The organism is Knoellia koreensis, from assembly GCF_013041615.1.
GTDB classification, from domain to species: Bacteria; Actinomycetota; Actinomycetes; order Actinomycetales; family Dermatophilaceae; genus Pedococcus; species Pedococcus koreensis.
Genome location: NZ_JABEPQ010000001.1, coordinates 1,333,724 through 1,358,406, shown reverse-complemented (window position 1 = coordinate 1,358,406; position 24,683 = coordinate 1,333,724). Strand labels below are relative to the sequence as shown.

General features: G+C 69.7%; 20 protein-coding genes. 15 read left to right on the top strand and 5 right to left on the bottom strand.

The window, feature by feature from the left end; translation table 11 throughout:
• Positions 1-28 precede the first annotated feature (28 nt).
• From HJG52_RS06645 to HJG52_RS06615, 7 genes are all read left to right on the top strand, one after another.
• Positions 29-2,092 (top strand): YhgE/Pip domain-containing protein, encoded by a 2,064-nt coding sequence (locus HJG52_RS06645; protein ID WP_171242676.1) that lies wholly within the window; start codon positions 29-31, stop codon positions 2,090-2,092.
• Positions 2,093-2,134: 42 nt separating this feature from the next.
• Positions 2,135-2,659 carry a SixA phosphatase family protein gene (locus HJG52_RS06640; RefSeq protein ID WP_171242675.1) on the top strand — a complete coding sequence of 175 codons (525 nt, stop codon included), beginning with the start codon at positions 2,135-2,137 and terminating at the stop codon, positions 2,657-2,659.
• A 74-nt stretch (positions 2,660-2,733) separates the two neighbouring features.
• The gene (gene ilvD, locus HJG52_RS06635; RefSeq protein ID WP_171242674.1) at positions 2,734-4,452 is read left to right on the top strand and encodes a dihydroxy-acid dehydratase; all 1,719 of its coding nucleotides are present in this window, start codon (positions 2,734-2,736) and stop codon (positions 4,450-4,452) included.
• 368 nt (positions 4,453-4,820) lie between these two features.
• Positions 4,821-6,653: an acetolactate synthase large subunit gene (locus tag HJG52_RS06630; protein WP_430413335.1), complete on the top strand. Its 1,833-nt coding sequence runs from the start codon at positions 4,821-4,823 to the stop codon at positions 6,651-6,653.
• Positions 6,650-7,162, top strand: coding sequence for an acetolactate synthase small subunit (gene ilvN, locus HJG52_RS06625; protein WP_171242673.1), 513 nt, complete (start codon positions 6,650-6,652; stop codon positions 7,160-7,162). Before HJG52_RS06630 ends, ilvN begins: the two co-directional genes overlap by 4 nt.
• Before the next feature lie 96 nt (positions 7,163-7,258).
• Entirely contained in the window at positions 7,259-8,287 is a 1,029-nt protein-coding gene (gene ilvC, locus HJG52_RS06620) for a ketol-acid reductoisomerase (protein ID WP_171242672.1), read from the top strand.
• A gap of 117 nt (positions 8,288-8,404) precedes the next feature.
• Positions 8,405-8,869, top strand: coding sequence for a VTT domain-containing protein (locus HJG52_RS06615; protein ID WP_171242671.1), 465 nt, complete (start codon positions 8,405-8,407; stop codon positions 8,867-8,869).
• A gap of 8 nt (positions 8,870-8,877) precedes the next feature.
• Here HJG52_RS06615 and HJG52_RS06610 read toward each other — a convergent pair whose 3' ends face one another.
• Complete coding sequence (locus HJG52_RS06610; RefSeq protein WP_171242670.1) at positions 8,878-9,648, bottom strand: SDR family oxidoreductase; 771 nt, start codon at positions 9,646-9,648, stop codon at positions 8,878-8,880.
• A 181-nt stretch (positions 9,649-9,829) separates the two neighbouring features.
• On the opposite strand from HJG52_RS06610, the gene serA reads away from it, so the two are divergent.
• The 5 genes from serA to HJG52_RS06585 all read left to right on the top strand — a co-directional run bounded on the left by serA (position 9,830) and on the right by HJG52_RS06585 (position 16,416).
• Positions 9,830-11,416: a phosphoglycerate dehydrogenase gene (gene serA / locus HJG52_RS06605; RefSeq protein ID WP_171242669.1), complete on the top strand. Its 1,587-nt coding sequence runs from the start codon at positions 9,830-9,832 to the stop codon at positions 11,414-11,416.
• Between the two features lie 165 nt (positions 11,417-11,581).
• Positions 11,582-12,442, top strand: a complete 861-nt coding sequence (locus HJG52_RS06600; RefSeq protein WP_171242668.1) for an exonuclease/endonuclease/phosphatase family protein — start codon at positions 11,582-11,584, stop codon at positions 12,440-12,442.
• Positions 12,443-12,965: 523 nt separating this feature from the next.
• Complete coding sequence (locus HJG52_RS06595) at positions 12,966-14,063, top strand: 3-isopropylmalate dehydrogenase (protein ID WP_171242667.1); 1,098 nt, start codon at positions 12,966-12,968, stop codon at positions 14,061-14,063.
• Positions 14,064-14,164: 101 nt separating this feature from the next.
• Positions 14,165-15,274, top strand: a complete 1,110-nt coding sequence (locus tag HJG52_RS06590; protein ID WP_171242666.1) for a branched-chain amino acid aminotransferase — start codon at positions 14,165-14,167, stop codon at positions 15,272-15,274.
• Positions 15,275-15,486: 212 nt separating this feature from the next.
• Positions 15,487-16,416, top strand: coding sequence for a type IV toxin-antitoxin system AbiEi family antitoxin domain-containing protein (locus tag HJG52_RS06585; protein ID WP_171242665.1), 930 nt, complete (start codon positions 15,487-15,489; stop codon positions 16,414-16,416).
• A 104-nt stretch (positions 16,417-16,520) separates the two neighbouring features.
• Here HJG52_RS06585 and HJG52_RS06580 read toward each other — a convergent pair whose 3' ends face one another.
• On the bottom strand, positions 16,521-17,957 hold the full coding sequence (locus HJG52_RS06580; RefSeq protein WP_171242664.1) for an amino acid permease: 1,437 nt from the start codon (positions 17,955-17,957) through the stop codon (positions 16,521-16,523).
• Positions 17,958-18,261: 304 nt separating this feature from the next.
• Here HJG52_RS06580 and cimA point away from each other — a divergent pair, with 304 nt between their 5' ends.
• A complete protein-coding gene (cimA, locus tag HJG52_RS06575) occupies positions 18,262-19,842 on the top strand; it encodes a citramalate synthase (RefSeq protein ID WP_171242663.1) in 1,581 nt (526 codons plus the stop codon).
• A gap of 13 nt (positions 19,843-19,855) precedes the next feature.
• Here cimA and argG read toward each other — a convergent pair whose 3' ends face one another.
• A complete protein-coding gene (argG, locus tag HJG52_RS06570; protein WP_171242662.1) occupies positions 19,856-21,283 on the bottom strand; it encodes an argininosuccinate synthase in 1,428 nt (475 codons plus the stop codon).
• Between the two features lie 438 nt (positions 21,284-21,721).
• Here argG and HJG52_RS06565 point away from each other — a divergent pair, with 438 nt between their 5' ends.
• Positions 21,722-22,378: a PadR family transcriptional regulator gene (locus HJG52_RS06565; RefSeq protein WP_171242661.1), complete on the top strand. Its 657-nt coding sequence runs from the start codon at positions 21,722-21,724 to the stop codon at positions 22,376-22,378.
• A 124-nt stretch (positions 22,379-22,502) separates the two neighbouring features.
• On the opposite strand, the gene HJG52_RS06560 is transcribed toward HJG52_RS06565, so the two are convergent.
• Complete coding sequence (locus HJG52_RS06560) at positions 22,503-23,390, bottom strand: 3-methyladenine DNA glycosylase (RefSeq protein ID WP_171242660.1); 888 nt, start codon at positions 23,388-23,390, stop codon at positions 22,503-22,505.
• 43 nt (positions 23,391-23,433) lie between these two features.
• The gene (locus HJG52_RS06555) at positions 23,434-23,610 is read right to left on the bottom strand and encodes a hypothetical protein (protein ID WP_171242659.1); all 177 of its coding nucleotides are present in this window, start codon (positions 23,608-23,610) and stop codon (positions 23,434-23,436) included.
• Positions 23,611-23,704: 94 nt separating this feature from the next.
• Here HJG52_RS06555 and HJG52_RS06550 point away from each other — a divergent pair, with 94 nt between their 5' ends.
• On the top strand, positions 23,705-24,658 hold the full coding sequence (locus tag HJG52_RS06550; protein WP_171242658.1) for a GlxA family transcriptional regulator: 954 nt from the start codon (positions 23,705-23,707) through the stop codon (positions 24,656-24,658).
• The last annotated feature ends 25 nt before the right edge of the window (positions 24,659-24,683 follow it).

Below are 24,683 nucleotides of genomic sequence, written 5' to 3'. Positions count from 1 at the left end.
TCCTCCAGATACTTCGAGGGGACCTCTCATGACCGCAATTCGCTTGGCGCTCACCGAGCTGCGTCGCGTCACCGCCGGGCGCCTCCCGCGGCTCGCGGTGATCGCGATGGTCCTCGTCCCGACGCTCTACGGCGGCCTCTACCTCTACGCCAACAAGGACCCGTATGCCGGGCTGTCGCGCGTGCCGGCCGCCCTCGTCGTCGAGGACAAGGGGACGACGCTCGCCAACGGCGACCGTCTCGACGTCGGGGACCAGGTGGCCGACGAGCTCGTGAAGTCCCGCAGCTTCGGGTGGAAACAGGTGTCCCGCGAGGAGGCGAACCGCGGCGTCCGGGAGGGCGACTACGACTTCGCCCTGGTCGTCCCCGCGGACTTCTCCGCCGCGCTCGCCTCCAGCGCGGAGGACAAGCCGCGCCAGGCCAAGCTCCAGCTCGAGACCAACGACGCGAACGGCTACCTGGCCCGCACCATCGCCAACCAGGTCGTGGCCGAGGTCTCCAAGTCCGTTGCGTCCCAGGTGAGCTCGACAGCGGCGAGCCAGCTGCTGGCCGGGTTCACGACGATCCACGACAAGGTCTCGCAGGCGGCGGACGGAGCCAAGAAGCTGAGCGACGGCATCGCCAAGGCGGACACGGGCGCGCACCAGCTGGCCAAGGGTTCGACCGACCTCGTCGCGGGGGAGCGGCAGCTCGTGGCGGGCACCAAGGAGCTCTCCACCGGAGCGAACGCCGCCGCGTCGGGTGCCGACCAGCTCGCCTCGGGAGCCGGGAGCCTGAGGTCGGGCCTGGCCACGCTGGACCAGCGCACGGCCAGCCTGCCCACCGACACCCGACGGCTGGCCGACGGCGCCAGCCAGGTGGCTGCGGGCAACGCGAAGGTGGCGGCGGCCGGCCAACGGGTGGCCAAGGCCAGCAGCACCATCACCGGTGACCTCACCTCGGCGCGCGGCCGGCTCGCGGAGCAGCTGCGCAGCGCCGGGTTCACCGACGACGAGGTGCAGCGGGTGCTGGCGGCCGCGGACCGGGTGGCGACCCCGTTGCGCGATGCCAACACCCAGGTGCAGGCCGCGTCGGACGACCTCACCAAGCTCTCCGCGGGCGCCCAGCAGGTGGCCAGCGGCGCCGACCGGCTGGCCGACGCCGCGGGACCACTCCACGACGGCATCAGCCAGGCCCATGCGGGATCCGCGAAGCTCGCTTCCGGCGCCACGGACCTCGCGGCAGGCAACCGCAAGCTCGCCACGGGCGCCGACGCGCTGTCGGCAGGTCAGGAGACTGCGCTGGACGGCGCCACCCAGCTGAGCAAGGGTGCCGGCGATCTCGCGTCCGGCCTCGACCAGCTCAAGACCGGTTCGGCCCAGCTGAGCAAGGGCCTGCAGGACGGCCTCACGTCGATCCCGAACCCGAGCGCCGAGTCGCGCAAGGCCATCGCGCAGACGCTCGGCAATCCCGTTGGGGTGCAGTCGAACTCGCTCGCCTCGGCTGCGAGCTATGGTGCCGGGTTGGCTCCGTTCTTCCTCAGCCTGGCCCTGTGGATCGGTGCCTACGTCCTCTTCCTGCTCGTGAAGCCGCTGTCGTCGCGGGCCCTCGCCGCGGGCCAGCCGAGCTGGCGCACGGCCCTCGGCGGGTGGCTGGCGCCTGCGGTCCTCGGGTTGGTCCAGGCGGTGCTCGTGTATGCCGTGGTGCTGCGCTTCGTGGGCATCGACGCCGCCCACCCGTGGCTCCTCATCGCCTTCATGGCCGCGGTGTCGATGACCTTCGTGATGATCCTGCACGCGCTGGCGGCCGGGCTCGGGGCGCCGGGCAAGTTCCTCGGCCTCGTCTTCATGGTGCTCCAGCTGGTGAGTGCTGGCGGGACCTTCCCGTGGCAGACGCTGCCGGAACCGTTGCACCCACTGCACCATGTGCTGCCCATGTCGTACGCGGTCGACGGCATCCGTCGCCTCATGTATGGCGGCTCGCTGGAAGGCATCTGGCTCGACCTCGCCGTCCTCGCGGCATACCTCGTCGGCGCCTTTGTCCTGTCCTCGCTCGCGGCTCGTCGAGCAGGCACGTGGAACGCCTTGCGCATCAAGCCCGAACTGGCCATCTGACGCGGGGTGGCGGTGAGCCGTTCACCGGGCCATGCTCAGGGTATGACCCTCGCCGGCGACGACAAGGTGCTCATCCTGTTCCGCCACGCCAAGGCCGAGCAGGTGCCGGGCAAGGACGACCACGCGCGCGAGCTCACGGGCCGCGGCCGCAAGGACGCGCGCGCCGCGGGGCAGTGGCTGCACGAGCACGGGATCGGCCCCGAGCTGGTGCTGTGCTCGAGCTCGGTCCGCACCCGCCAGACCTGGGACGCGGCGGTCGAGGGTGGGGCGTGCGGCGAGACCGTGGAGTTCGACCGCGCCATCTACAACGGGAGCCCTGACGCCGTCCTGCAGGAGCTGCGCGAGCGCGCGGGTGAGGCGCAGGTCGTCCTCGTCGTCGGCCACAACCCCACGATGGCTGCGCTGGCGAGCGGGCTCACCGAGGGAGACGGCTCGTCGCAGGCGCACGAGTGCCTGGCCGAGGGCTTCCCGACGTCGACCGTCGCGATGCTGCGGTATGCCGGTCCGTGGTCCGACCTGGGCATTGGAACCGCGGTGCTCGACCGGTGCCACACGGCGCGCGGCTGACGGTGGCCGGGCACCGCCTCTTGCAGGCTGAGACCGGCGTCCCACGTGCTGGACGGCGGTCCTAGACTCCGACCATGACGACCACCGAGCCCAGCACTGACGGCGTCGACATCAAGCCACGCAGCCGCGACGTGACCGACGGCCTCGAGAAGACGGCCGCTCGCGGCATGCTCCGCGCGGTGGGTCTGGGCGACGAGGACTTCGCCAAGCCGCAGATCGGCGTCGCGTCGTCGTGGAACGAGATCACGCCCTGCAACCTGTCGCTCGACCGGCTCGCCAAGGCCGTCAAGGACGGTGTGCACGCGGCCGGCGGGTACCCGCTGGAGTTCGGCACCATCTCGGTGTCGGACGGCATCTCGATGGGTCACGAGGGCATGCACTTCTCGCTGGTGTCGCGTGAGATCATCGCGGATTCCGTTGAGACAGTGATGAATGCGGAGCGGCTCGACGGGTCGGTGCTGCTCGCCGGGTGTGACAAGTCACTGCCCGGGATGCTCATGGCCGCTGCGCGCCTCGATCTCTCGTCGGTCTTCCTGTATGCCGGGTCGATCCTTCCCGGGATCGCGAAGCTCTCGGACGGCACCGAGAAGACGGTGACGATCATCGACGCCTTCGAGGCGGTTGGTGCGTGTGCGCGCGGGCTCATGTCGCGCGAGGACGTCGACGCCATCGAGCGCGCGATCTGTCCCGGCGAGGGTGCCTGTGGCGGCATGTACACGGCCAACACCATGGCGTCGGTGGCCGAGGCGATCGGCATGTCCCTGCCGGGCTCGGCTGCACCACCGGCCACCGACCGTCGTCGGGACGGCTTTGCCCGCCGGTCGGGCGAGGCTGTCGTCGGCCTGTTGCGTCGCGGCATCACGGCGCGGGACATCATGACCAAGGAGGCGTTCGAGAACGCCATCGCCGTCGTCATGGCCTTCGGGGGGTCCACCAACGCTGTGCTGCACCTGCTGGCGATCGCCCACGAGGCCGACGTCGACCTGACCCTCGACGACTTCGTCCGGATCGGGGCGAAGGTGCCGCACCTGGCCGACGTGAAGCCGTTCGGGCAGTACGTCATGACCGACATCGACCGGGTCGGGGGAGTGCCGGTCGTCATGCGCGCCCTGCTCGATGCCGGGCTGCTCAACGGCGACTGTCTCACCGTGACCGGCAAGACCATGGCCGAGAACCTCGCCGACATCGCCCCGCCCGACGTCGACGGCAAGGTGGTCCGCGCCATGCAGGAGCCGATCCACCGCACCGGCGGGCTCACCATCCTCAAGGGGACCTTGGCGCCGGAGGGCGCGGTCGTGAAGTCGGCCGGGTTCGACTCCGACGTCTTCGAGGGCACCGCACGGGTCTTCGACGGCGAGCGCGCGGCGATGGACGCGGTCGAGGACGGCTCGCTGAAGGCCGGCGACGTCGTGGTCATCCGCTACGAGGGACCCAAGGGCGGCCCCGGGATGCGCGAGATGCTCGCGGTGACGGGGGCCATCAAGGGCGCGGGTCTCGGCAAGGACGTCCTGCTCCTCACCGACGGCCGCTTCTCCGGTGGCACGACCGGCCTCTGCGTCGGCCACGTCGCTCCCGAGGCGGTCGACGAGGGGCCGATCGCCTACGTCAAGGACGGTGACGGCATACGCCTCGACGTCGCTCAGGGGACGCTCGACCTCCTCGTCGACGACGCGGAGCTCGCCTCGCGGCGGGCGCACGGGGTCGAACACCCCGCGCCCAAGTACGAGCGCGGTGTCCTGGCGAAGTATCGCAAGCTCGTGCAGAGCGCCAGCAAGGGCGCCGTCTGCGGCTGAACTTTGGCTCAAAGTTCGCTGGTGCTTGGAACCTTCCGGTCACTGGCGAACTTTGGCCCAAAGTTCATGGGGAGAGTGCCGGGCGGGGCGGGCTGTGACTGAGACGACAGGTCCGCATGTCGGGACCGGCCGTCTCGCCCGTTGACACACTGCTCGTGGCGCGGGAGAGTGCACGTGTGGCACGAATTCTCGTACTTCCTTAGCGCGCAGGCCCTTCCGAGAGCCGGCGCGCTGCCCTCCGTCGTTCCCACCCGGGAGCTGGAGGGTTTTTTTGTGGGCAGATCCAGCAGCAGCAACGAGATCCGAAAGCAGTGAGAGACGTGAGCGACGCGAAACCGGCACCACCGCCGGCGCCCAGTCCCAGCCAGATCGCCGAGCAGGCCCGCGCCAAGGGACCCGTGCAGGTCACCGGAGCACAGAGCCTCGTCCTCTCGCTCGAGGCCGTCGGCGTGGACACCGTCTTCGGCATCCCGGGCGGTGCCATCCTCCCGGCCTACGACCCGCTGCTCGACTCCACCAAGGTGCGACACATCCTCGTCCGGCACGAGCAGGGCGCCGGTCACGCCGCCGAGGGATATGCCGCAGCCACCGGCAAGGTGGGCGTCTGCATGGCGACGTCCGGGCCGGGTGCGACGAACCTCGTCACCGCCATCGCCGATGCCTACATGGACTCGGTGCCGATCGTCGCCATCACGGGCCAGGTCAGCTCGACCGCGATCGGCACGGATGCCTTCCAGGAGGCCGACATCCGCGGCATCACGATGCCGATCACCAAGCACAACTACCTCGTCACCAACCCACTCGACATCCCGCGCGTCGTGGCCGAGGCGTTCCACATCGCCTCGACCGGGCGGCCCGGCCCGGTGCTGGTCGACATCTCCAAGGACGCGCTCCAGGCCAAGACCGAGTTCTCGTGGCCGCCGAAGTTCGACCTGCCCGGCTACCGGCCGGTGGCCAAGCCGCACACCAAGCAGATCCGCGAGGCGGCCCGGCTCATCGCCGAGGCGCGCAAGCCGGTCCTCTACGTCGGTGGTGGCGTGGTGCGGGGCAACGCCTCGCAGGCGCTGCGCGAGTTCGTCGAGCTGACCCAGATCCCTGTCGTGACAACGCTGATGGCGCGCGGGGCGGTCCCCGACAGCCACCCGCTGCACCTGGGTATGCCGGGCATGCACGGCTCGGTCGCGGCCGTCACCGCGCTGCAGAAGTCCGACCTGCTCATCACCCTCGGCGCGCGCTTCGACGACCGGGTCACCGGCCAGCTGTCGACCTTCGCACCTGAGGCCAAGGTCATCCACGCCGACATCGACCCGGCCGAGATCTCCAAGAACCGCGTCGCCGACGTCCCGATCGTCGGTGACGTGCTCGAGGTCCTCGAGGAGCTCACCAAGGCCGTGGCGGCCGACCACGCCGAGGGGCGCACGGGGGACTACGACGCGTGGCGTGAGCGTGCGGCCGGCTGGAAGGCCACCTTCCCGCTCGGCTACACCACGCCCGATGGCGAGGAAACCGTTGCGCCGCAACAGGTCATCGAGCGCATCGGGGCCATCGCCGGCCCGGAGTCGACGTACGTCGCCGGGGTCGGGCAGCACCAGATGTGGGCCGCCCAGTTCGTGCAGTACGAGCGCCCCAACGCCTGGCTCAACAGTGGCGGCCTCGGCACGATGGGGTATGCCGTCCCGGCCGCCATGGGCGCCAAGGTCGCCGAACCGGAGCGCACCGTCTGGGCGATCGACGGCGACGGGTGCTTCCAGATGACCAACCAGGAGCTCGCGACCTGTGTCATCAACAACATCCCGATCAAGGTCGCGGTCATCAACAACAGCAGCCTCGGCATGGTCCGCCAGTGGCAGTCGTTGTTCTACAACCAGCGCTACTCCAACACCGACCTGCACACCTCGGTCGGCCGCCGTGTCCCCGACTTCGTCAAGCTCGCCGAGGCCTACGGCTGCGTCGGCCTGCGCTGCGAACGGCCCGAGGACATCGACGCGACGATCCAGAAGGCCATGGAGATCAACGACGTCCCCGTCGTCGTCGACTTCGTCGTCCACCGCGACGCGATGGTGTGGCCGATGGTGCCGGCCGGCGTGAGCAACGACGCGATCCAGGTCGCGAAGGACACTGCGCCGCAATGGGATCGCGAGGAGGAGCAGGAGGAGCAGGCTGTGATCGACCAGCTCGAGGAGGAAGGTGCGCAGCGATGAGCAAACACACCCTGTCGGTGCTGGTCGAGAACAAGCCTGGCGTCCTGGCCCGCATCGCGGCACTGTTCTCCCGGCGCGGCTTCAACATCGACAGCCTCGCAGTCGGCCCGACCGAGCACCCCGAGATCTCGCGGATGACCGTGGTGGTCGACGTGGAGGCGCTTCCGTTGGAGCAGGTCACCAAGCAGCTCAACAAGCTCGTCGAGGTGCTCAAGGTCGTCGAGCTCGAGCCGAACGCCTCGGTGCAGCGCGAGATCCTGCTCGTCAAGGTGCGCGCCGACGTCAACAGCCGCAGCCACGTGCTCGAGACGGTGCAGCTCTTCCGCGCCAAGGTGGTCGACGTCGCCAGTGACACGCTGACCATCGAGGTGACGGGAAACCGCGACAAGCTCAGTGCGTTCCTCGAGGTGCTCGAACCCTTCGGGGTCAAGGAGCTCGTGCAGTCGGGCATGGTGGCGATCGGGCGTGGCTCGCGCTCGATCACCGACCGCGCACTGCGAAGCGCCTGAGGCGCGAGGCCGGCGGGAGCCGGCCACGCGGCATACCGAGACAGTCTGAAAACCCAAGAACCGCAACACAACCCGCAACCTAAGGAGTTGGCCACCGTGGCCGAGATGTTCTACGACGACGACGCTGACCTGAGCGTGATCCAGGGCAAGAAGGTGGCCGTCATCGGCTATGGCAGCCAGGGCCACGCCCACGCGCTGAGCCTGCGTGACTCGGGCGTCGACGTCACCGTCGGGCTCGCCGAGGGCAGCAAGAGCAAGGCCAAGGCCGAGAACGAGGGGCTGACCGTGAAGTCGGTCGGCGACGCGGTCAAGGACGCCGACCTCGTCGTCATCCTCACGCCCGACCAGGTGCAGCGGAACGTCTACGCCAATGACATCCAGCCGAACCTCAAGGAGGGTGCGGCGCTGCTGTTCGGCCACGGCTTCAACATCCGGTTCGGCTACATCAAGCCCGAGGCGGGTTCGGACGTCGTCATGGTCGCCCCCAAGGGCCCTGGCCACCTCGTGCGGCGCGAGTTCGTCGACGGCCGTGGCGTGCCGGTGCTGCTGGCCGTCGAGCAGGACGCGTCCGGCAAGGCGTGGGACCTCGCCAAGTCCTACGCGAAGGCGATCGGTGGCCTGCGCGCCGGCGGCATCAAGACGACGTTCACCGAGGAGACCGAGACGGACCTGTTCGGTGAGCAGTCGGTGCTGTGCGGCGGTGCGAGCCAGCTGATCATGTACGGCTTCGAGACGCTCGTCGAGGCGGGTTACCAGCCCGAGGTCGCCTACTTCGAGTGCCTGCACGAGCTCAAGCTCATCGTGGACCTGATGGTCGAGGGCGGCATCGCCAAGCAGCGCTGGTCGGTGTCCGACACGGCCGAGTACGGCGACTACGTGTCGGGTCCGCGCGTCATCGACCCGCACGTCAAGGAGAACATGAAGGCCGTCCTGGAGGACATCAAGAACGGCACGTTCGCCCAGCGGTTCATCGACGACCAGGACGCGGGTGCGCCGGAGTTCAAGGCGTTGCGCGAGAAGGGCGCCCAGCACCCCATCGAGGCGACCGGCCGCGACCTGCGCAAGCTGATGGCCTGGGTGAAGGACACGGACAGCGACTACACCGAGGGGTCCGCCGCCCGCTGACGGACACGGGACGCTTCCACGAAACGGCGGTTGCGCGGTATACCCACGAGCAGTTGCTCGCCGGGAAACCGCGCAACCGCCGTTTGGTGTGCCCGGGGCGTTTGCGATGCTTGCGGCGTGGACGATCTCGTCGAGGGCTGGCCGTTCTGGGCGGTCTACGCGTTCTTCCTCGTCGTCGTCCTCGCGCGCTCCAACGCGACGTACTGGGCCGGCCGCGGTCTGCGGGCCGGGAGTGCCCGCAGCAGCCGACTCGCCGGACACCTCGACCGCCCGGCCGTGGTGCGCACCGAGGCGGTCGTCCGCCGTTGGGGAGCGGTGGCGGTGACATTGTCCTTCCTCACCATCGGTGCACAGACGCTCGTCAACGCGGCCGCGGGTGCGCTTCGTATGCCGCTGCGCCGCTACCTGCCAGCCAACGTCCTGGGGTCGCTGGCGTGGGCCGGTATCTACACGACCGTGGGCTTCGCGGTGGTCGAGGCGTGGCTGGGCGGGTCGTGGCTGTGGCTCGCGCTGGCGGTGGTGCTCGTCCTGGTCGTGGTCGTGGTGAGCCGGGTCGTCCGCGCACGGGTCGCGAGGGACTGACCCGCCCCTCAGTGTCGGCCGCGGGGGAGCGGCACCGGCTGCGCGGCGAGCCACTCCCGGAACGACCGTCCGCCGGTCTCGACGTCACCGGTCGGCACGAGGTCACCTTCCGCGAACGACCGCATGGCACCGCCGATGGCGGGTACCCGCACGACCTTCGGTGGGGTGCGGCCGTCGTGCTCGGCGATGAGTCGTGACAGCTGGTCGGTCGTGAAGACCTCCGGGCCGGCCAGGTCGGCGTGGTGTTGGTATGCCGCGGGCCTGGGACCCGTGGCGACCTGCGCCAAGCGCGTGGCGACCCAGTCGATGTCGACGGGCTGGATGGTCATGTCGCCGATGCTGAGGGCGATCGGGCCGGCGCCCATGCGCGCGAAGTAGGCGGCCAGCACGTGGAACTGGGTGGCCCGCACGATGGTGGCCGGGGTGTTGCCGAGTCCGATGACCCGTTCGGCCATCTCCTTGGCGCGGTAGTAGGGGTAGGGGTTGCGGTCGACCCCGACGATCGACACGTAGACCACGTGCGGGGGCGCCGGCTGACGGCGCACGGCGTCCATGAGGTGCACCGTGCCGCCGACATCGACGGCCTGCGCCTTGGTCGGGTTGCTGGCGGCGTGGATGACGGCGTCGGCGCCTGCGATGGCCTCTGCCACCCCTTCGCCGCTGGCGAGGTCCATGCCGGTGCGACGGCTCGCGACCACCGCCTCGTGCCCCATGCCCTGGAGCTCGCGGACCACCCGGGCGCCCAGGTCGCCCGCTCCTCCCGTCACGACAACACGCATGGCACTCATCGTGCACCCGCGGCATACCCGGCCCCACGGCGCCCCACGCCACGGCGCCCCGCGGTGTGACCTTCGTGTCACATGGCGAGCGGGCGAGTCCACATGGTGAGCCGCGCTCTATGCTGGCCGCGGCACAGCGTGGTGCCCATCCCTACCATCCGAGCCATCAAAGGACTGCCACGTGACCAAGCCGATCGTGCTCATCGCCGAAGAGCTCTCGCCCGCCACCATCGACGCCCTCGGGCCCGACTTCGAGATCCGCCACGTCGATGGTGCTTCCCGCGAGGCGCTGCTGCCGGCACTGGCCGACGTCGACGCCGTGCTGATCCGGTCGGCCACCAAGATGGACGCCGAGGCGATCGCGGCAGCCAAGAACCTCAAGGTCATCGCGCGGGCCGGCGTCGGCCTCGACAACGTCGACGTGCCCGCCGCCACCCAGGCCGGCGTCATGGTCGTCAACGCCCCGACCTCGAACATCACCTCCGCCGCCGAGCTCGCCGTCGGCCTCCTCCTGGCCACCGCGCGCAACATCGCGCCAGCCAACGAGGCGCTCAAGGGCGGCGCGTGGAAGCGCAGCAAGTACTCCGGCGTGGAGCTGCTGGACAAGAAGGTCGGCGTCGTCGGGTTCGGGCGCATCGGCCAGCTCGTCGCGGAGCGCCTCAAGGGCTTCGGCGTCGAGATCCTCGCCTACGACCCCTACGTCTCGGCGCAGCGCGCGGGCCAGCTCGGTGCCCAGCTCGTCACGCTGGACGAGCTGCTCGAGCAGTCCGACTTCATCACGATCCACCTGCCCAAGAGCCCCGAGACCCTCGGCCTCATCGGCAAGGAGGCGCTGACCAAGGTCAAGCCGACCGTGCGCATCATCAACGCCGCCCGCGGTGGCATCGTCGACGAGGAGGCCCTCGCCGAGGCGCTGCGCGAGGGACGCGTCGCCGGCGCCGGCATCGACGTCTTCGCCAGCGAGCCCACGACCGAGAGCCCGCTGTTCGAGCACGAGTCCGTCGTCGTCACGCCCCACCTCGGTGCCTCCACCGACGAGGCCCAGGAGAAGGCCGGCGTCGCCGTCGCCAAGTCGGTGCGGCTCGCCCTCGGTGGCGACCTCGTCCCCGACGCGGTCAACGTCGACGGTGGCAACGTGCCCGAGGAGGTCCGCCCGGGAATTGCCTTGGTGGAGAAGCTCGGTCGCATCTTCACCGCCCTCGCCGGCTCGGTGCCGGTGCAGCTCGACGTCGACGTCCAGGGCGAGATCACCGAGCACGACGTGTCGGTGTGGAAGCTGTCGGCGCTCAAGGGCCTGTTCACCGATGTGACCGAGGACCCGGTGACCTACGTCAACGCCCCGCTGCTCGCCGAGCAGCGCGGCTGCGAGGTGCGGCTGCTCACCGACCCCGCCACCCAGGACTTCCGCAACGTCACGACCCTGCGCGGCACCCTCGCCGACGGCTCGGTCGTGTCTGTGGCGGGCACGCTGACCGGCCCGCGGATGGTCGAGAAGATCGTGGGTGTCAACGGTTTCGACCTCGAGGTGCCGCTGGCCGACCACCTCGCGTTCTTCACCTACGCCGACCGTCCCGGTGTCGTCGGCACCGTCGGCCGCCTGCTCGGTGACGCCCAGATCAACATCGCCGGCATGCAGGTCGCCCGTAAGGAGCAGGGCGGTGAGGCACTCGTGGCGCTCACCGTCGACACGCGCATCCCGGCCGACGTCCTCACGGCCGTCGTGGCCGAGGTCGGCGCCGAGGTCAGCGTGGTCGACCTCGCCGACTGAGGCGCGGCGCAACCGACCTGGACCACCACGTATGCCGCGTGGCCCCCTTCGTGGGCCGCGCGGCATACGTGCGTCTGGGCGTTGGAGGGGAGTGCTCCCCATTGTCGGAAGGGCGAGGCGCGGGGAGTGTGGTGGCATCCGCACACCCACTGGAGGGGAAATCTCATGCGTACCAAGCTCATTGCCACCGCGGTGGCAGGAACCGCACTGGCCGCCTCGGTCGCCACGGGGGTCGGGCTCTCGGGGGCCAACGCCGGGACCGGCACCCAGGCCGCGCAGGCCACCACGACGTCGTGCAAGCGCACGGTCGACCCGATGCGGGTCGTCAGCCTCAACGTCAAGTCCAACCCGAAGATGAGCGCCGCCAAGGTGCGCGCCGACGTCGACAAGGCCGCCAAGCTCGGCGCCGACGTGATCATGTGGCAGGAGATCCAGCCGGACTACTACAAGAACATCGTCCGGGCCGAGAACAGCACGGGTGGCAACGGCCAGTGGAAGCACTACCAGACCGGCTACGCCATCCCGATCTCGATCCGCGTGGGCGGTGACTCGCCGTGGGTCGTGCGCGACACCGGCGTCAAGAAGATGCACAGCGGGATGGCCACGGTCTCGCCGCACCGCTACGTCACGTGGGTCAAGGCCTACAACAAGCAGTCCCGCCAGACCACGATCTTCATGAACACCCACATGGTCTCCGGCGCCTGGAACGGCCGCTACAACAAGGCCGACGAGTGGCGCAAGAAGATGTGGAACATCCACTTCGCGAAGCAGTCCGAGCTCATCAAGGACTTCAGCAACCGCGGCTACACCGTCGTCTACGGCGGCGACTTCAACCGCCAGGAGATGGCGAAGTTCACGGCGCGCGACAGCCGGATCACCCTGCACGGCATCGACAAGATCGGCGTCGTGCGGACCGCGAACGACCGCATCGAGAAGGTGACCGTGCGCAAGACCGTCGGCGGCTTCAACTCCGACCACGACGCCAAGCGGGTCTCGGTGCGCGTGTCCGGGTGCGCCGCCTCCTGAGGTTTCTCTCGTCTCGCGACTGGACGTGACGGCCACCCGTGTGGTGGCCGTCACGTCCAGAGGCGTCTCACACCGTGGGAACCGGGTATCGAATAGTTGGACGTCCTTCTAATCTCGAAGGCATGCAGCGGCAGGTCGTAATTCTTATCAGCCGCGGCGAGTTCCGGTAGTCAGCCACCTCGCCGCGGAGATCCCGCGTTGCGTGGCTGACAGTGGCCCCCAGATCCACAGCATGGTCTCTGGGTGTGGCCCTGAGGAACCCAATCGAACTCGAACCCTGTTGTGACACAGGGAGATCCACGAAGGACTGAGAAGACATGAGCGAAGAGGCCAAGAAGGCACGTCAGGCACTGCAGGAGTCGATGGACCTGCGCGAGCAGGGTCACTCCGACGACTGAGTGCACCGACCCGGCGACCGCCACCATGGTCGCCACGACGAACGGCCCCAGGCGAGTCATCGCCGGGGCCGTTCGTCATTCGAGACATCGGTCCCAGATCGCAAGACTGTCCCTAGGCTGAAACCATGACCGCAGACCCCGCCACGACCGCACCCGAGACCACCGCGGCGCAGACCGCGGACACCGTCAACCTCGCCGTCATCGGCGGCGACGGCATCGGTCCGGAGGTCGTCGCTGAGGGTCTGAAGGTGCTCGAGGCGGCGACGGCCGGCAGCGGCCCGAAGGTCAACACCACCGAGTACGACCTCGGCGCCAAGCGCTGGCACGCCACCGGCGAGACCCTGCCCGACTCGGTCCTGTCGGAGCTGCGCGACCAGGACGTCATCCTGCTCGGCGCCATCGGCGACCCGACGGTGCCGAGCGGCGTCCTCGAGCGCGGGGTCCTGCTGCCGCTGCGGTTCGCGCTCGACCACTACGTCAACCTGCGCCCGGCCAAGCTCTTTCCGGGTGTCGCCAGCCCGCTGGCCGTCGACCGCGTGGCCCCCGACGGCATCGACTTCGTCGTCGTCCGTGAGGGCACCGAGGGTCCCTATGTCGGCAACGGCGGCTCGCTGCGCACCGGCACCCCGAACGAGATCGCCACCGAGGTCAGCGTCAACACCCGGTTCGGTGTCGAGCGCGTCGTGCGCGACGCCTTCGAGCGCGCACAGGCGCGGCCAAGCAAGCACCTCACCCTCGTGCACAAGCACAACGTCCTCACGCACGCCGGCCACCTCTGGCGGCGTACCGTCGAGGAGGTGGGCCAGGAGTTCCCGGACGTCGAGACGGCGTACCAGCACGTCGACGCGGCCACGATCTTCCTCGCCACCGACCCGGGACGCTTCGACGTCATCGTCACCGACAACCTCTTCGGCGACATCATCACCGACATCGCCGCCGCCATCGCCGGCGGTATCGGGCTCGCGGCCAGCGGCAACATCAACCCCGCCCGCACGACCCCGAGCATGTTCGAGCCCGTGCACGGTTCCGCGCCCGACATCGCCGGCCAGGGCAAGGCCGACCCCACCGCCACCGTCCTGTCAGTCGCCATGCTGCTCGCCCACCTGGGGCGCGACGAGGATGCCGCGCGGGTCGAGGCGGCCGTCGCCGCCGACCTCGCAGAGCGCGGCGACGCGGTACGCACCACGGCCGCGATCGGTGACGCGATCGCGAGCCGGCTCTAATCCCCGGCGGCGCTCGCCACTCCTGCCCGACGCGCCTGGTCGGGCAGGTAACCTCGGCAGGAGAACTCGCACCGTCGCGTGCTCCACTGCCAGGAGGATCCATGAGCCAGACCACCGCCCCGCTGACCTTCGAGGTCGACCGCCGCGCCGACGTGCGGCCGGACGCGGAGCGCGAGGCGGTACTGGCCAACCCGGGCTTCGGCACCCACTTCACCGACCACATGGTCACGGCGACGTGGCGCAAAGGTGAGGGGTGGACCGAGGGCAAGGTCACGGCATACGGGCCCATCACGCTGATGCCGTCGGCGGCGGTGCTGCACTATGCCCAGGAGATCTTCGAGGGCATGAAGGCGTATCGGCACGAGGACGGGTCGATCTGGACGTTCCGCCCCGAGGCGAACGCCGCGCGGATGGCGCGCTCGGCCCGTCGGATGACGCTGCCCGAGCTGCCCGAGGAGGACTTCCTCGGGTCGCTGCGCGCGCTGCTCGAGGTCGACCACGCCTGGGTGCCGCCCTACGACGGCAGCGAGAAGAGCCTCTACCTGCGACCGTTCATGTACGCGTCCGAGGCCTTCCTCGGGGTGCGGCCCGCGGCGGAGGTGACCTACTCGGTCATCGCGTCGCCCGCGGGGGCGTACTTCACCGGTGGGCTCAAGCCGATCCGGCTGTGGCTCAGCAAGGACGTGTCGCGCGCGGGTCGCCACGGGACCGGTGCGGCCAAGTGCGGCGGCAACTACGCGTCGTCGCTCGCCGGGCAGCTCGAGGGCATCGAGCAGGGCTGCGACCAGGCCGTCTTCCTCGACGCCGAGACCGAGACCAACATCGAGGAGCTCGGCGGCATGAACCTGTTCTTCGTCACGCGCGACGACAAGCTGGTGACGCCCGCACTGACCGGCTCGATCCTCGAGGGCGTCACGCGCGACTCGGTGCTCGAGCTGGCCAAGGACTTCGGGCTGACGCCGGAGGAGCGCGCGATCCCGGTGGCCGAGTGGATCGACGGGGTGTCGTCGGGTGAGGTGCGCGAGGTCTTCGCGTGCGGGACGGCCGCGGTGATCACGCCGGTCGGCGAGCTCGTGTGGGCCGGTGGGTCCGCGCCGTCGACCGCCGGTGAGGGCGGCGGCGAGGTGACGCGGGCGATCCGCCAGCGGCTGCTCGACCTCCAGTACGGCCGCGCCGACGACACCCGCGGCTGGCTCACCCGCCTCGTCTGACGCGCTCGTCCGGCCTGAGCGCTGATGTTGGCCGGTGGCTGGCGAACTTTGGGCCAAAATTCGCCAGTGCTCGGAACGTTCCGAGCCTGAGGTGACTTTGGGCCAAAGTTCGCGGGTGGCGTCGTCCACAGGCGAGTTCGCCCGAGTGAGTTGTCCACAGCCGGTATGCCGCGTGCTTCCGCGGGAGCCCGCGCTCCGGTCACGCTCGGGCCATGGTGGTTCTCGACGTGGCTTTGATTCTGCTCGCCAGCGCGCAGTGCGGTGTGTTCAGCTCGACACAGGCGCACCAGTTCGGGCTGAGCAACCAGGACCTTCATCGGCTGGCCAGGAAAGGCCATCTGGTGCGTCTGTGCCATGGGGGCTATGCGCTGCCACAGGCGCTTGAGTGCGCCACCGCGGATCTGCGCTATCTCCTGACTGTTCGAGCGGCAGTCCTGGCTCGTCCGGTCCGGAGCTGGGCCTCGCACCACGCCGGGCTCGCTGTCCATGGCCTGCCCCTTCACGGGGTCGACACCACCTCGGTCGACGTCTGCGGCAGGGTCACGCGTCGAGCCCGGAGCACCGGGCTCGAAGTGCACCCGCTCCCAGAGGATGAACCGTGCCAGGTGGTGGGTGGGATCAGGGTCGTGTCGGCGGCACTGGCGGTCGTCCAGGTGGCAGCCAGGTCGGTGGCCGGCGGGCTCGTCGCAGTGGATGCCGCTCTGCATGGGGGCTTGGTCAGCGATGCTGAGCTGACGGCGGCCGCTGACCGGGCGGGCCTGGGCCCACGCCAGCGGGCCCGGGTGGCGGCAGTTTTCGGGATGGCCGACCGGTCCTGCGAGTCTCCCGGAGAGAGCCTGACCAGAATGCTGTTGTCGGGGCTGGGCCTCGCCTTCCGAACCCAGGTGAACCTTGCAGACAGCATGGGCCTCATCGGGCGGGTGGACTTCCTGGTTGGCGAGCGTGTCGTGGTCGAGTTCGACGGACTGGTGAAGTACAGCGGCGCGGACGGGCGGGAAGCCTTGGCCGCCGAGAAGCAGCGTGAGGACCGACTCCGCGCTGCGGGGTATGAGGTGGTGCGGCTGACCTGGGCCGACCTCAAGGACCCGGAACGCGTGGCGAGGATGATCCGGCAAGCCGCGGCCCGGTCAGCAGCCCACTGAACTTTGGCCCAAAGTTGGCCAGTGCCTGGAACCTTCCCGTCAGCCGCGAACTTTGACCCAAAGTTCGGGGGAGAACCGGCGGCAGGACCGCGCGGCGGGGTGGGTCAGCGGGGGTGCAGGAGGCTGTGGCGGCGCGAGTAGGCGAAGTAGACGGCCAGGCCAATCAGGAACCACAGGCCGAACCGCACCCAGGTCAGCCAGTCCAGGAAGGTGACCAGCCACAGGCTGAAGATGACGCCGATGGCCGGCACGAACGGCATACCCGGCGTCCTGAACGTGCGGGGCAGGTCGGGCCGCGTGTAGCGCAACCGGATCACCGCGACGCACACCACCACGAAGGCCAGGAGGATCCCGATGTTGGTGAGCTCCGCCGCCTCGGCGATGGGCATGAACCCCGCGATGAGAGCCGAGAGTATGCCGGCGAGCCAGGTGACGCGGGTCGGCACGTGTCGCGTCGGGTGGGTCTTGGCGAACCACTGCGGCAGCAGCCCGTCGCGGCTCATCGCGAACCACACGCGGGTCACGCCGAGCATGAAGGTGAACATCACGGTCAGGATTCCGACGATCGCGCCGACGGCGATGATGGTGCCGATGCTGTCGAGGCCGACGCTGGCGAATGCGCTGGAGAAGCCCGACTCCGGGTCGATCTTCGTGTAGTTCTGGATGCCGACGAGGGTGAGGCAGGCCAGCACGTAGAGCACCATCGAGATCGCGAGCGAGTAGAGGATCGCCTTGGGCATGTGGCGCTGTGCGTCCTTGCTCTCCTCGGCCGCGGTGGACATCGCGTCGTAGCCGAAGACCGCGAAGAAGACCGTCGCCGCACCCGTCATGACACCGCCGAAGCCGGCCGGGGAGAACGGCGTGAAGTTGTCGGTCTTGATGTGGAAGAAGCCCACGACGATCACGAGCAGCACCACGGCCACCTTGATCGCCACGACGAACGTCTCGACGCGGGCGGCGTTCTTGATGCCGAGGGTGAGCAGGTAGGCGATGAGCAGGCACAGCAGCGCGGCGAAGAGGTCGATCCGGTGGCCTTCGCCGCTGCCGGGCGCCCCCAGCATCCACGTGGGCAGGTTGATGCCGAACTGCTCGAGCAGGAACCCGAAGTAGCCCGAGATGCCGATGGCTACGACGGCGACGATGGCGATGTACTCCAGCAGCAGGTCCCACCCGATGAACCACCCGACGAGCTCGCCGAGCACGGCATACCCGTAGGTGTAGGCCGACCCCGCCTTGGGGATCATGCCCGCGAACTCGGCATAGCTGAAAGCCGCTGCGGCAGAGGCGATTCCGGCCACGAGGAAGGAGAAGACGACGGCTGGCCCGACCCCCTTGCCGCCCTCGCCGCCGCTCGCGACGCTACCCGCGAGGGAGAAGATGCCCGCACCGATGATGCCGCCCACGCCGATCGCGGTGAGCTGCCACAGGCCGAGGTGACGGCTCAGTCCGCCGCCCTGCTCACCCACCCCCTCGACGATCTGCTCGACCGGCTTGCGCCGAAAGACGCTGGTCTGGCTCTGCGGGGTGGGCTCGGTGCTCATGCTCGGCACGGTAGGCCCGTGGGTGGATGCACGCATCCGGAAGCCTGACCACGATGCGGACCCGGGGTTCAGCAGGTGGACCGCTCGTGTCACGCTGTGCCCATGACGTCCTGGCACGTGGCCACCGCCATGGTGATTATCGACTAGCGCGACGAAGACCCTTCGTCGCGCAGACCTCCCACACCCGGGGGGTCTTTTCGTTTGTCGACGAAGCCGCGGTCGGACACACCCCGCGCCGGCCCGGACGCGACAGGGGACAATCACACCAGGACGTAGCCGAAACCGATCGACTCGAGGACCCACGATGAGCGACCTGCACGTCTACGACACGACCCTGCGCGATGGTGCGCAGCAGGAGGGGCTGAACCTCTCGGTCGCGGACAAGCTCGCCATCGCGGCGCACCTCGACGAGCTCGGGGTCGGCTTCATCGAGGGCGGTTGGCCGGGCGCGAACCCGAAGGACACCGAGTTCTTCGCCCGGGCACGCACCGAGCTGCGGCTGCGCAACGCGACGCTCGCGGCATTCGGCGCGACCAGGCGGGCCGGCGGTCGCGCGGCCGACGACCCCCTGGTCCGCGCCCTCGTCGACAGCCAGGCACCCGTGGTCACCCTCGTCGCGAAATCCCATGTGCGGCATGTGGAGTCCGCGCTGCGGACTACTCTCGAGGAGAACCTGGAGATGGTGCGCGACACGGTCTCGTTCCTGACGGCGGAGGGGCGGCGCGTCTTCCTCGACGCCGAGCACTTCTTCGACGGGTATGCCGCGGACCGCGCCTATGCGCTCGAAGTCGTCTCTGCCGCAATGGAGTCCGGCGCCGAGGTGGTGGCCCTCTGTGACACCAACGGCGGCATGCTGCCGGGTCAGGTGGCCGACGTGGTGGCCGATGCCGTGGCCGCGACGTCAGCGCGCGTGGGTATCCACTGCCACAACGACACAGGGTGTGCGGTTGCCAACTCGATGGCGGCCGTGGATGCCGGGGCGACGCACGTGCAGGGCACGATCAACGGGTACGGCGAGCGCACCGGCAACGCCGACCTGCTCACGGTCGTCAGCAACCTGCAGATCAAGCGTGGGCTGCCGCTGCTGGAGACCGAGCGCCTGCGTGAGGCGACCCGCATCGCCCACTCGATCTCCGAGGTCACCAATGTCCCGCCCTACTCGCGCCAGCCGTACGTCGGCGCCAGCGCGTTCGCGCACAAGGCCGGCCTGCACGCGTCGGCGATCAAGGTCGACCCCGATCTCTACCAGCACGCCGACCCCGGGCTCGTCGGCAACGACATGCGGATGTTGGTGTCGGACATGGCCGGTCGTGCTTCGATCGAGCTCAAGGGTCGCGAGCTGGGCTACGACCTGTCCGGTGACCCCGAGCTGCTCGCGCGGGTGCTGGCCAAGGTGAAGGACCTCGAGCTGCGCGGCTACACCTTCGACGCGGCGGATGCGTCGTTCGACCTGCTGCTGCGTCGCGAGGTGGAGGGGACGACGCAGGCGTTCTTCGACGTTGAGTCGTGGCGCGTCATCACCGACGCTCGCGGCGCCGAAGACGCGTTGTCGGAGGCGACGGTCAAGGTGCGGGCGGGTGGGCAGCGCGTCGTCGCTACCGGCGAGGGCAACGGCCCCGTCAACGCACTTGACCACGCGCTGCGCCAAGCTCTCGCGCCGGCATACCCGGAGCTCGACAAGCTGGAGCTCATCGACTTCCGCGTGCGCATCCTCGACGCCGCGCACGGCACCGACGCCGTCACCCGGGTGCTCATCGAGACCTCGGACGGCTCGACGTCGTGGGAAACGATCGGGGTCGCCGGCAACATCATCGAGGCCTCCTGGGAGGCGCTCGTGGACGGCGTCACCTACGGCCTCGTGCGGGCGGGAGTCCCCGTCCGCTGACCCTCCGGGCGGGTCAGTCGGTGCCGAACTCCATGGCGGCGCGGTCGAGGGCGTCGTCCTCGTCGTCGACATTCGCGGCCAGCGGGTTGGCCGAAATCGCTTTGGCACCACCGGGTTCGAGGTCACCCACGAGCTCGGTGTGACGCACGCCGAGCAGGCCCGACGCGGCATACTGCTCGAGCTTGGCCCGGCTGTCCGCGATGTCGAGGTTGCGCATCGTGAGCTGGCCGATCCGGTCGACGGGGCCGAAGGCCGCGTCCTCGGTGCGCTCCATCGAGAGCTTCTCGGGGTGGTAGCTGAACGCCGGCCCCTCGGTCCTGATGATCGAGTAGTCGTCGCCGCGCCGCAGCCGCAGCGTGACCTCGCCGGTGACCGCGGAGGCGACCCAGCGCTGGAGCGACTCGCGCAGCATGAGCGACTGCGGGTCGAGCCAACGGCCTTCGTAGAGAAGGCGACCCAGCCGCCGGCCCTCCGCGTGGTAGTTGGCGATGGTGTCCTCGTTGTGGATCGCGTTGAGCAGCCGCTCGTAGGTGATGTGGAGCAGCGCGAGGCCGGGCGCCTCGTAGATGCCGCGGGACTTGGCCTCGATGATGCGGTTCTCGATCTGGTCGCTCATGCCGAGCCCGTGGCGCCCACCGACCTTGTTGGCCTCGTCGACCAGCGCGACCGCGTCACCGCCGAAGTCGTTGCCGTTGATGGCAACTGGTCGCCCCTGGACGAACCGCACGGTGACGTCCTCGGGCGCGATCTGCACCGACTCGTCCCAGAACCGCACGCCCATGATCGGCTCGACGATCTCCATCGACTCGTCGAGGTACTCGAGCGTCTTCGCCTCGTGCGTCGCGCCCCAGATGTTGGCGTCGGTCGAGTAGGCCTTCTCGGCGCTGGCGCGGTAGGGGAGGTCGCGGGCTGTGAGCCACTCGCTCATCTCGTGCCGGCCGCCGAGCTCGCTGACGAACTCGGCGTCGAGCCAGGGCTTGTAGATGCGCAGCGCCGGGTTGGCGAGCAGGCCGTAGCGGTAGAAGCGCTCGATGTCGTTGCCCTTGAAGGTGGATCCGTCGCCCCAGATGTCGACGCCGTCATCCTTCATCGCGCGCACGAGCAGCGTGCCGGTGACCGCGCGGCCCAGGGGAGTGGTGTTGAAGTAGGTCTTGCCGCCGCTGCGGATGTGGAACGCGCCGCACGCGACCGCCGACAGCCCCTCCTCGACGAGCGCGGCGCGGCAGTCGACGAGGCGCGCGAGCTCGGCGCCGTACTGGCCGGCGCGGTCGGGCACGGTGTCGATCTCGGGCTCGTCGTACTGCCCGAGGTTGGCGGTGTACGTGCACGGCACCGCCCCCTTCTCGCGCATCCACGCGACCGCGACCGAGGTGTCCAGACCGCCGGAGAAGGCGATCCCGACACGTTCACCAACAGGCAGGGACGTCAGAACCTTCGACACGGCGGTCAGCCTACGGTGCGCCGGTCGCCGGCCGCGTGGGGTGCCCAATCAGTGGCGCCCGTATGCCGCCCGCGTGCGTCCGCGGCATACCTCGCCGTTGAGGGGGTGCGCCTCTGGGCGGCTGCTGCCTCCGTCGCGAATTTTGGCCCAAAGTCCGCCTGTGCGCGGAACGTTCCCAGCACTCGCGAACTTTGGCCCAAAGTCCGCCTGTGCGCGGAACGTTCCCAGCACTCGCGAACTTTGGCCCAAAGTTCGGTGGGGCGGGCGCGGAGGGGAGTGGGCGGCATACCTGGGCTTGACATCGATATATCGATAGGTGCACGATAGCGATATATCGACGGAAGATCGTCGATAGTGCGAGCGAGAGCCGCCAGGCCGGACCAACCGCCCAGGGCGACGCCCCCGCACCCCACGAACGAGACCCTCAAGGAGTCACCCATGAACCGCATGGACATCAATCACAGGAACAGCAAGCACCCTCGTCGCGGCGGCCCCCACGGCCGCGGACGTGGCCCTCGTGGCGACCGCGGCTTCGGCCCCGGCGGACCGGGATTCGGACCGGGCTTCGGCGGACCCCGCGGTGGCGGCTTCGGCGGCCCCCGGCGTGGCCGGCGCGGCGACGTCCGGCGCGCGATCCTCGCCCTGCTGACCGAGGAGCCGATGAACGGCTACGGCATCATCACCGCCATCGCCGAGCGCTCGGACGCCACCTGGCAGCCCGGCCCGGGTTCGATCTACCCGGCGCTGCGCGCGCTGGAGGAGGAGGGGCTCATCGCCCCCGACGAGTCCGACGACGACGCGCGCCGCAAGGTGTTCGCCCTGACCGACGACGGACGGGCGTATGCCGCGGAGCACGCCGACGAGCTCTCCGAGGCCTTCGCGGCGGCAACCACGCCGCAGCGCGGGTTCCGCGAGCTGCGCCAGGAGGTACACGCCCTGCACGGCGCGATCCAGCAGGTCGGCATGACCGGGCGCACCGAGTCGATCGAGGCAGCCCGCGAGGCGTTGGCCGAGGCGCGCCGCGCGATCTACCGCATCCTCGCCGAGGACGACGGTGGCACCGGTAATGACAAGGCGGCCGGCGACAAGAGCTGACCGCAACCGCTCATCCGGAGCCCGGGCCTGCGCGCAGGCCCGGGCTCCTGCGCACGGAGGCCGTCACGGTGAAGGTGCCCGAAGGTCTGTGCACAGAGCTTCGGGCACGCGGACCGGGCGTCGCTCACGTGCCTTGTGCGGGGATTGGCGACGGGGAGAGGGCGTCGATGGCGGTCAGGAGGCGTGCCCTCAGCGCTTGGCCGCGGACCGCGAACTGGCGTTGCGCGGCGGCATACTCGGCCCGGCCGGCGGGGGTCTCGATCGGCACCGGTTCGTAGCCGAGCTCGCTCAGGTCGTAGGGCGCGGCGCGCATGTCGAGCTCGCGGATCGCCCGCGCGTGCTCGAAGCAGTCGAGCACCAGCTCGCTCGGGAGCGCCGGTGACAGCTTGGCCGCCCACTTGTAAAGGTCCATCCCGGCGTGCAAACACCCTGGCTGCTCGAGCTCGACCTGCCGCTCGCGCGTCGGCTGCACGACGTTGAGCGGTCTCGCTTCCGGCGTGTAGAACCGGAACGCGTCGAAGTGCGTGCACCGGATCCGCTGCCCCTCGACGACCGCGTCGGTCCCCTCTGAACCCAGCCGCAGCGGCCACCCCGCGTGCCGCACCTCCTCGGCTGGTTGTCGATAGACCATCGCCCACTCGTGCAGCCCGAAGCACCCCAGCTGGGCTGGCCGCCCAGCCGTGGCAGTCAGCAGCGCCCGCACGAATTCGACTGTCCCACCACGTTTTTCGAGGTATGCCGCGTGGTCCAGCTCCACGTTCCCACCCACCTGGCGGTAGAAGCGCCAGTCTGCACGCGGCATACCTGCGGCGTCTGCGAGCCGGATGGATGCGCCGGGGTGCCAGCGACGAAGCTGGCCCGGCGAGAAGCGGTAGTAGGTGAAGAGGAAGTCCTCGACCGGGTGGGCGCGGCCATCGGCCCGGCGAGCCCGGTGTGCGGCGGTGAGCCGGTCGGCGCGCGCCGCATGGGCCGCCTCCCGCGTCTGCCAGTCCTCGCGCGCCAACGTCTCCACGGGCACCGAGGCTAACCCGCCACGGTGGGCGCGCGGGCGGCGGTCAGCGGCGGGCGGTCGCGTCGTGCCAGACGCGGTCCCAGTCGTGGTCGAGGTCGGTGAAGGCGATGGTGGAGTCGGCGCCGTGGGGTGCGCGGGGCAGTCCCCAGGTGCGGCGGTGGTGTCGCTCGAGCGAGACGACGAGGGCGGTCACGAGGGCGATGAGGATGAGTGCGGTCATGGCAACAATGCTGCGCCCGCAGCGATCCCGCCACGAGTGGCAGAACTGACGCGTGGGGCAGATTTTCTGCCAGATCCGCGGCATACTGACCGACATGGCTCTCTCCACCATCGCGGCGCTCGTCGCCAACCCCATGGCCATGTTCGAGATGGCGCTCGTCTGTGAGGTGTTCGGGCTCGACCGCACCGACGACGGGGTGCCGCCGTTCACCTTCATCACCTGCGGCGAGGTGGCGGGGGAGCCGGTGCCGACGACCAGCGGCGGCCACTACGTGCCGAGCCACCAGTGGCAGGACGCCATCGACGCCGATCTCGTCGTCATGCCGGCCGGTGGCATCCGCGACGAGTACCCCGCCGAGCTGCTCGACGTGATCCGCGAGGCACACCGCCGCGGTGCGACGATCCTGTCGATCTGCACGGGCGCGTTCGTCCTCGGCGAGACCGGGCTGCTCGACGGCAAGTGCGCGGTGACGCACTGGAGGTATGCCGAGCAGTTCACCCGCCGCTTCCCGCGCACCCGGGTGTCGATGGACGTCCTGTTCATCGACGAGGGCTCGATCATCACCGGCGCCGGGACCGCCGCGGGCATCGATGCGTGCCTCCACCTCGTGCGCCGCGAGCTCGGATCCGCTGTCGCCACAAGGATTGCGCGCCGCATGGTGGTTCCACCGCAGCGCGACGGAGGTCAGCGGCAGTACGTCGAGACGCCCATCCCCGTGACCGAGTGCGAGAGCATGCAACCGGTCCTGGCGCACATCGCCGACAACCTCGACACCCAGCACACCGTGCCCGACCTGGCCCGGCTGGCGATGATGTCCGAGCGCACGTTCGCGCGGCGGTTCGTCGCCGAGACCGGGACGACGCCGCACCGGTGGATCGTCCAGCAGCGGGTGCTGCGCGCGCGTGAGCTGCTCGAGCAGACCGACCTGCCGGTGGAGAAGGTCGCAGCCCACAGCGGGTTCGGGTCGGCGTCGTTGCTGCGCACCCACTTCCAGAGCGTCGTCGGCACCAGCCCGCAGCGCTACCGACGCGAGTTCACCTGCCGCTGAGCTCGAGTTGAGTGCCTGAGAGCGA